General features: G+C 73.8%; 7 protein-coding genes. 4 read left to right on the top strand and 3 right to left on the bottom strand.

Annotated features, from left to right (window positions below):
- Positions 1–194: 194 nt before the first annotated feature.
- Both ACYVG5_RS10720 and ACYVG5_RS10715 read left to right on the top strand, forming a co-directional pair.
- On the top strand, positions 195–677 hold the full coding sequence (locus tag ACYVG5_RS10720; RefSeq protein ID WP_222048825.1) for a hypothetical protein: 483 nt from the start codon (positions 195–197) through the stop codon (positions 675–677).
- Positions 678–772: 95 nt separating this feature from the next.
- Positions 773–1,351, top strand: a complete 579-nt coding sequence (locus ACYVG5_RS10715; protein WP_222048824.1) for a DUF4190 domain-containing protein — start codon at positions 773–775, stop codon at positions 1,349–1,351.
- A 112-nt stretch (positions 1,352–1,463) separates the two neighbouring features.
- Here the strand turns inward: ACYVG5_RS10715 and clpB are convergent, their stop codons facing one another.
- A complete protein-coding gene (gene clpB, locus ACYVG5_RS10710; protein ID WP_222048823.1) occupies positions 1,464–4,061 on the bottom strand; it encodes an ATP-dependent chaperone ClpB in 2,598 nt (865 codons plus the stop codon).
- Positions 4,062–4,214: 153 nt separating this feature from the next.
- On the opposite strand from clpB, the gene ACYVG5_RS10705 reads away from it, so the two are divergent.
- Together ACYVG5_RS10705 and ACYVG5_RS10700 are read left to right on the top strand one after the other, a co-directional pair.
- On the top strand, positions 4,215–4,679 hold the full coding sequence (locus ACYVG5_RS10705) for a MarR family transcriptional regulator (protein WP_222048822.1): 465 nt from the start codon (positions 4,215–4,217) through the stop codon (positions 4,677–4,679).
- 118 nt (positions 4,680–4,797) lie between these two features.
- Complete coding sequence (locus tag ACYVG5_RS10700) at positions 4,798–5,238, top strand: OsmC family peroxiredoxin (RefSeq protein ID WP_222048821.1); 441 nt, start codon at positions 4,798–4,800, stop codon at positions 5,236–5,238.
- Positions 5,239–5,315: 77 nt separating this feature from the next.
- On the opposite strand, the gene ACYVG5_RS10695 is transcribed toward ACYVG5_RS10700, so the two are convergent.
- On the bottom strand, positions 5,316–6,992 hold the full coding sequence (locus ACYVG5_RS10695; protein ID WP_222048820.1) for an MDR family MFS transporter: 1,677 nt from the start codon (positions 6,990–6,992) through the stop codon (positions 5,316–5,318).
- Between the two features lie 71 nt (positions 6,993–7,063).
- Positions 7,064–7,546, bottom strand: a complete 483-nt coding sequence (locus ACYVG5_RS10690) for a MarR family winged helix-turn-helix transcriptional regulator (RefSeq protein WP_222048819.1) — start codon at positions 7,544–7,546, stop codon at positions 7,064–7,066.
- Positions 7,547–7,567: the final 21 nt, after the last annotated feature.

Raw genomic sequence — 7,567 nt, 5'->3', positions numbered from 1 at the left:
GGCCGCCGCCCGGCGTGCGGCCGGGCCGGTGCGCGGCGTCCCGGCCGCGGGCGCCGCGGTGGGCGCCGGGCCCTGCTCGGTGTCGGTCACGCACTGTCTTCGCGCCCAGGGCCCGTTTCGGTTGATCACAATCGCATAACGGGCCGCACAGTCGGCTGGAGCCAGCCTGCCGGGCGACGTGCCAGGCTGCACCCATGAGCGCCGCGCGCCCTGCCCAGCCCTCCTCGGATCCCGCCACCGGCGCGTCCGGCGCGCCCACCTCGGCCCGGGTCGCCGTCGTCGTGCTGGCCGTCGTCGGTGCCCTGCTGCTGATCAGCGCCCTGCTCACCTGGGGCGGCCGCGACGGGGTCGTCGAGCAGTACCTCCGGGCACAGCCGGACGCGACCCGGGCCGATGCGGACCTGCTGGTGCTGCTCAACGTCGTCCAGGGCCTCGTGTTCGGGCTCCCCGCCGTCGTGTCCGCGTGGTTCCTCGCGCACCGGCACGGCTGGGCCCGGTGGGCCGGGCTGGTGACGTGCGGGCTGCTCGGGCTGCTCACCGTGTGGGTCAGCGCGGGCGCCGGCGGGATCGCCGTCAGCTCGCTGCTCCTGCTCGTGCTCTGCGTGGCCGCGGCGAGCAGCCTGCTCGCGCCGACCACCGCCGCCTGGACGCAGACCGGGGCCCGCGGCCGCGCCTGACGCGGGCCACCGGCCCCGGTGGGCGACGTCCTCGCCCGGACCGACGGCGACGCTGCCCCATGCCACCGTCGCGTGGGAGGCCTACGCTCCGGCGGATGACGACGCCCCCAGGTCCGCCACCCGAGTCCTCCCGTCCCGACGACGAGCGTCCCGGGCCGGCCGGTCCCCCCAGCGGCTCGTCCGGTTCCGGGGAGTTCACCGGCTCCGGGCAGTCGTGGTCGGCCCAGCAGTTCCCACCGCAGCCGGGCTACCCGGCGGCGCCGCCGCCCGGCTACGGACAGCCGGGCACGCCCGGGCAGTACGGCCAGCCCGGGCAGTACGGCCAGCCCGGCGAGCCCCCAAAGTCCAACGGCCTGGGCATCGCCGCCCTGGTGCTGGGCATCCTGTCGATCCCGGCGGCCTTCCTCGCCGGCGTCCCGGGCATCGTGCTGGGCCTGCTGGCGATCGTGCTGGGCATCCTCGGCCTGCGCCGGGTCAAGGCCCGCCGGGCCGACAACCGGGGCATGGCGATCACCGGCATCGTGACCGGCGTCATCGGGCTGGCGCTCGGCGCGGTCATCCTGCTGGCCACCGTGTTCTTCGTCACCACGGCCGGCGACTGCATCACCGAGTTCAACCAGACCGGTGACCAGGCCCAGTACGAGCAGTGCCTGCAGGACGCCGTCGAGGGCTGACCCGGCACCACGGAGCCGGCGCGATCGACAGCGCAGTTGTGGTCGCCGACCCGCGCGGACGCGCCGGGGTGGGCGACCACAACTGCCCACTCACGATCCCGCGGCGCCCACGTCAGACCCGGGCCACGGTCAGGCCGGTGTCGCCGGCCTCGCCGGCCACCCCGGCGGGCCAGTCGACGAGCACGTCGTCGCCGTCCCGGATCTCGCCGGCCAGCAGCGCCCGGGCCAGCTGGTCGCCGATGGCCGACTGCACCAGCCGGCGCAGCGGCCGCGCGCCGTAGACCGGGTCGAAGCCGTTGATCGCCAGCCACTCGCGGGCCGCGTCGGTGACCTCGAGGGTGAGCCGCCGGCCGGCCAGCCGCCGGGCGAGCACCCCGACCTGGATGTCGACGATGCCGGTCAGCTCGTCGCTGCCGAGGGCCCGGAAGACGACGACGTCGTCGAGCCGGTTCAGGAACTCCGGCTTGAAGTGCCCGCGGACCACCTCCATCACCGCCTGCCGGCGGGTCTCCTCGGGAACCGACTGGTCGGCGATGAGCTGGGAGCCCAGGTTCGAGGTGAGCACCAGGATGGTGTTCCGGAAGTCGACCGTGCGGCCCTGGCCGTCGGTGAGGCGGCCGTCGTCGAGCACCTGCAGCAGCACGTCGAAGACGTCGGGGTGGGCCTTCTCCACCTCGTCGAGCAGGACGACGGTGTACGGACGGCGGCGGACCGCCTCGGTGAGCTGCCCGCCGGCCTCGTAGCCGACGTAGCCGGGCGGGGCACCGACCAGCCGGGCCACCGAGTGCTTCTCCGAGTACTCGCTCATGTCGATGCGGGCCATCGCGCGCTCGTCGTCGAACAGGAACTCCGCCAGCGCCTTGACCAGCTCGGTCTTGCCGACGCCGGTCGGGCCCAGGAAGAGGAACGAGCCGGTCGGCCGGTCGGGGTCGGCGACCCCGGACCGGGCCCGGCGGACGGCGTCGGAGACGGCGCGCACCGCGTCGGGCTGGCCGACCACCCGCCGGCCGAGCTCGTCCTCCATCCGCAGCAGCTTCTGCGTCTCGCCCTCCAGCAGGCGGCCGGCCGGGATGCCCGTCCAGGCCTGCACGACCTCGGCGATGTCGTCCGGGCCGACCTCCTCCTTGAGCATCGAGTCGCGGCCGGCGACCGACGCCTCGGCGTCGGACAGCGCGCGGTCGAGCGCCGGCAGCCGGCCGTAGCGGAGCTCGGCGGCGCGGGTCAGGTCGCCGTCCCGCTCGGCCCGCTCGGCCTCCTGGCGGACCGTCTCCAGCTCCTCCTTGGTGTGCTGGATCCGGTCGATGGCGGTCTTGTCCTGCTGCCAGCGCGCGGTCAGCTCGTCGAGCGCCTGGCGGCGGTCGGCCAGCTCGGACCGGAGGGCCGCCAGTCGCTCCATCGAGGCGGCATCGGCCTCCTTGGCCAGCGAGATTTCCTCGATCTCCAGCCGGCGGACCACCCGCTCGACCTCGTCGACCTCGACCGGCCGGCTGTCGATCTCCATCCGCAGCCGGCTGGCGGCCTCGTCGACCAGGTCGATCGCCTTGTCCGGCAGGAACCGGGCTGTGACGTACCGGTCCGACAGCGTGGCGGCGGCGACGATCGCGGCGTCGGTGATCCGGACACCGTGGTGCACCTCGTAGCGCTCCTTGAGCCCGCGGAGGATGCCGATCGTGTCCTCGACCGAGGGCTCGCCCACGAACACCTGCTGGAAGCGCCGCTCCAGGGCGGGGTCCTTCTCGATGTGCTCGCGGAACTCGTCCAGGGTGGTGGCGCCGACCATCCGCAGCTCGCCCCGGGCCAGCATCGGCTTGATCATGTTCCCGGCGTCCATGGCCGAGTCGCCGCTCGCGCCCGCCCCGACGATCGTGTGCAGCTCGTCGATGAAGGTGATCACCTGCCCCTCGGCGTCGGTGATCTCCTGCAGCACGGCCTTGAGCCGCTCCTCGAACTCACCGCGGTACTTCGCCCCGGCGACCATGGAGCTCAGGTCCAGAGCCATCAGCCGCTTGCCCTTGAGGCTCTCGGGGACGTCGCCGGCCACGATTCGCTGGGCCAGGCCCTCGACGATCGCCGTCTTCCCCACGCCCGGCTCGCCGATCAGCACGGGGTTGTTCTTGGTCCGCCGGGACAACACCTGGACGACCCGGCGGATCTCGGTGTCCCGGCCGATGACCGGGTCGATCCGGCCCAGCCGGGCGCGCTCGGTCAGGTCGACGGCGTACTTCTCCAGGGCCTGGAAGGTGCCCTCCGGGTCGGGGGTGGTGACCTTCCGGTTGCCGCGGACGGTGCGGAAGGCCGCGAGCAGCGCGTCCCGCCCGGCACCGGCGGCGTTCAGCACGGAGGCGGCCTCGCCCTCGGTGGTGGCCAGCCCCACCAGCAGGTGCTCGGTGGAGACGAACTCGTCGCCCAGCGCCGAGGCCTGCTCGCCGGCGGCGTTGATCGCCCGCAGCAGGTCGCGGGACGGTGCGGGAGCGGGCACGGTGGCGCCGCTGACCCGGGGCATCCGGTGCACGGCCGCCTCGGCCTTGGCGCGCACGTCGGCGGGGTCGGCGCCGGTGGCCTGCAGCAGTGGCCCGGCGATGCCGTCGGACTGCTCGAGCAGCGCGACCAGCAGGTGCAGGGGCTCCAGCGCGGCCTGGCCGCGGCCGACCGCGAGCCGCTGCGCGGCGGCGATGGCCTCCTGCGAACGGGTGGTGAGCTTGCTCTCCATGGTCGGGGATCCCGGTCCTCTCCTGCGACGACGTGCCTGTCGGTCGGTCCAACGACGAGGGAGTTGAGTCTGTTCCGCTCAAGTCTCACACGGGGCACTCCCATGGGGGGCGTTGGAACCGCTCCCGGCCGGGTGGCGCCCTACTCTGACGGCATGACGGAAACTCCGTCGCCGAGCGTCGCTCTCGACGACCAGCTGTGCTTCGCGCTCTACGCGGCCTCCCGCGCGGTCACCGCGCGGTACCGCCCCATGCTCGACGAGCTGGGCATCACGTACCCGCAGTACCTGGTGCTGATGCTGCTGTGGGAAGAGGACGGCCAGACGGTCGGTCAGTTGGGCGCCCGCCTCGCCCTCGACTCCGGCACCCTCTCACCGCTGCTCAAGCGCCTCACCGCGGCCGGCCTGGTGACCCGGCACCGCCGCGCCGACGACGAGCGGTCGGTCTCCATCCGGCTGACCGACGCGGGCCGCGCGCTCGAGGGACCGGCCTGCTCGGTCTCCGCCGAGATGATCGACGCGCTGGCCATGGGCAAGGACGAGTTCCTCGCGCTCCGCGACCTGCTGCACGTCATCACCGAACGGGTCGGCACCCCTCGGGCGGACGCCACCACCTCCTGAGCCGCCCCTCCGGGCAGCGCCCGGCTGGCGGCGCACGACCGGTCGCGGGATGGTCGGGCACGACCCGTCCACCCCCACCGACCACCCCGGCCGGTGGATCGTGCCCCCAGGAGGCCCCATGCCCACCCGCACCGCACGCACCGCCTGGAACGGCTCCCTGCAGGAAGGTTCCGGTCAGGTCGAGCTGAGCAGCTCGAAGGTCGGCACCTACGCGGTGTCCTTCCCCAAGCGCGCCGCCGACGAGGCGGGCGGCACCACGAGCCCCGAGGAGCTCGTGGCCGCGGCGCACTCGTCCTGCTTCGCCATGCAGCTGTCCGCGATGATCGGCGAGGCCGGTGGAACGACCCAGAGCCTGGAGGTGAGCGCCGACGTCTCCCTCGGGCCGGACGAGGCCAACGGCGGGTTCATGCTGACCGGCATCGCGCTCACCGTTCGCGGCGAGGTCGAGGGCCTGGACGCCGACGGCTTCTCGAAGGCCGCCGAGGCGGCCAAGGTCGGCTGCCCGGTCAGCAAGGCGCTCACCGGCGTGCAGATCACGCTCGACGCCGCACTCGTCTGAGGCGGAAGGCCCGGAGAACCCACCCGACGGAGGGCCGCCCACGGTCGGCGGTCCTCCCTCGCGTGCGGCGGGCGTGGCTACCGCCGGGGAACCACGGCGGGCCGCCCGGCCAGCTGTGCGTCGACGGCGGCGGTGGCGTCCGGCGGCCCGGCGTCGCCCGGGGCCACGCTCGCCGATCGCAGCCGCTGGTCGCCGGACTCGGTGCGCAGCGCCACCTCCCGGATGAAGAGGATCGCCGCGATCGTGATAATCGACAGCAGCGCGGAGATCAGGAAGATCCGGCCCGTCGCGTCGCCGTAGGACTCCATGATCAGCTGCCGCAGGGCGGGTGGGGCGTCGGCCAGGTCGGCCAGGCCCACGTCGCCCGACGCGGCGGCCGGGGCGCCGGGGACGTCGGCGATGCCCTCCTGGATGAGGACCCCCACCCGGCTGCTGAGCGCAGCTCCCAGCACCGAGACGCCGATCGTGCCACCGAGGCTGCGGAAGAAGGCCACCGCCGAGCTGGCCGCCCCGAGGTCGGCGGCCGCCACGGTGTTCTGCACCGCCAGCACCAGGTTCTGCATGGTCATCCCGATGCCGACGCCCAGCACCGCCAGGAAGACGCCCAGCACCACCATGTCCGTGGCGTGATCGAGCGTGGAGAGCAGCCCGAAGCCGGCGGCGACGAGCACCGACCCGGCCACCAGGTAGGCCTTCCACCGGCCGTACCGGGAAATGAGGATGCCCGACGCCGTCGAGGACACCAGCAGCCCGCCGACCATCGGGATGGTCAGCAGCCCGGCCGCGGTCGGCGAGTAGCCGCGGGAGATCTGCAGGTACTGCCCGAGGAAGACCGTCGAGCCGAACATCGCCACGCCGATCGCCACGCTGGCGATGATCGCCAGCGTCGTCGTCCGGTCGCGGAACAGCCGCAGCGGCACGATCGGCTCACGCACCCGCAGCTCGGTGACGACGAAGGCGACGACGGCGAGCAGCCCGCCGGCGACGAACAGCGCGCTCTCGGTCGACACCCAGTCGAAGCTGCCGCCGGCCAGGGTCACCCAGATCAGCAGGGCCGAGACGCCGGCGGTGAGGAAGGTGGCACCGAGGTAGTCGATGGACACCTTCCGCTTGGTGACCGGCAGGTGCAGCGTGCGCTGCAGCAGCACCAGCGCGACGATCCCGAACGGCACGCCGACGTAGAAGCACCAGCGCCAGCCCAGCCAGCTGGTGTCGACCAGCAGGCCGCCGATCAACGGGCCGCCGACGGTGGCCACCGCCATCACCGCGCCGAGCAGGCCGGAGTACCGGCCCCGCTCCCGCGGGCTGATCATCGCGGCCATCGCGATCTGCACCAGGGCGGTGATGCCGCCCAGCCCCACGCCCTGCAGCGCCCGCCAGCCGATGAGCATGGGCACCGACGAGGACAGCCCGGCCAGCATCGAACCGACCACGAAGACCACGATCGACAGCTGGATCAGCAGCTTCTTGCTGAACAGGTCGGCCAGTTTGCCCCAGATCGGGGTGGTCGCCGTCGAGGCGAGCAGGGTGGCGGTGACCACCCACGTGTACTGGCTCTGCGAGCCACGCAGGTCGGTGATGATCGTCGGCAGGGCGTTGGAGACGACCGTCGAGGACAGGAAGGCGACGAACATCGCCAGCAACATCCCCGACAGCGCCGACAGGATCTGCTGGTGGGTCATCCCGCCCTGCTGCTCGGCCGGCGCCGGTGCGGGTGGGCCGGCTGCTGGCCGGGCCGGGGCGGTGCTGCTCATCTGCGGATCTCCTGCGGAGTGCGGTTCGGGTGGAGCGGGGAGGACGGCGGGCACCCGCGGGCGGGGCGGGCTCACCCGGCGACCGGGGTCGACGGGCGGGGAACGGGTCGGCGGGCGGCCTCCAGGGCCCCGGTCAGCCGCTCCAGCCGGGCGGTCAACTCCCGGGCCTCCTCGTCGGTCCAGTCGTGGAGCGCGGCGGCCACCCAGGTACCTCGCACCTCGCGGGTCCGGGCGAGGGCGGCTGCACCGGCTGCGCTGAGGCTGACCAGGCTGGCCCGCCCGTCGTGCGGGTCGGGACGGCGGTCCAGGTACCCGGCCCGCTCGAGTGCCGACACCTGACGGCTGGCCACCGAGACGTCCACCCCGAGCCGGGCGGCCAGGGCACTGCACCGCTGCGGACCGTCCTGCTCGAGCGGCACCAGCACCGCCCAGCCGAAGGAGGGCAGGTCGCCGTAGAGGTCGTCGGCGACCCGGGAGCCGAGCCGGCGGCCGGCGCGCACCAGCTGGGTCACCCCGGCGGTCAGCCGATGGGAGGTCGCGGGGGTGATCTGCACGTCGCCGTCCTGGGAAGAGGG

The sequence above is a fragment of the Modestobacter lapidis genome (assembly GCF_054780755.1).
Note: the sequence above shows the minus strand (reverse complement) of the source record. Positions and strands in the feature narration are given on the sequence as shown.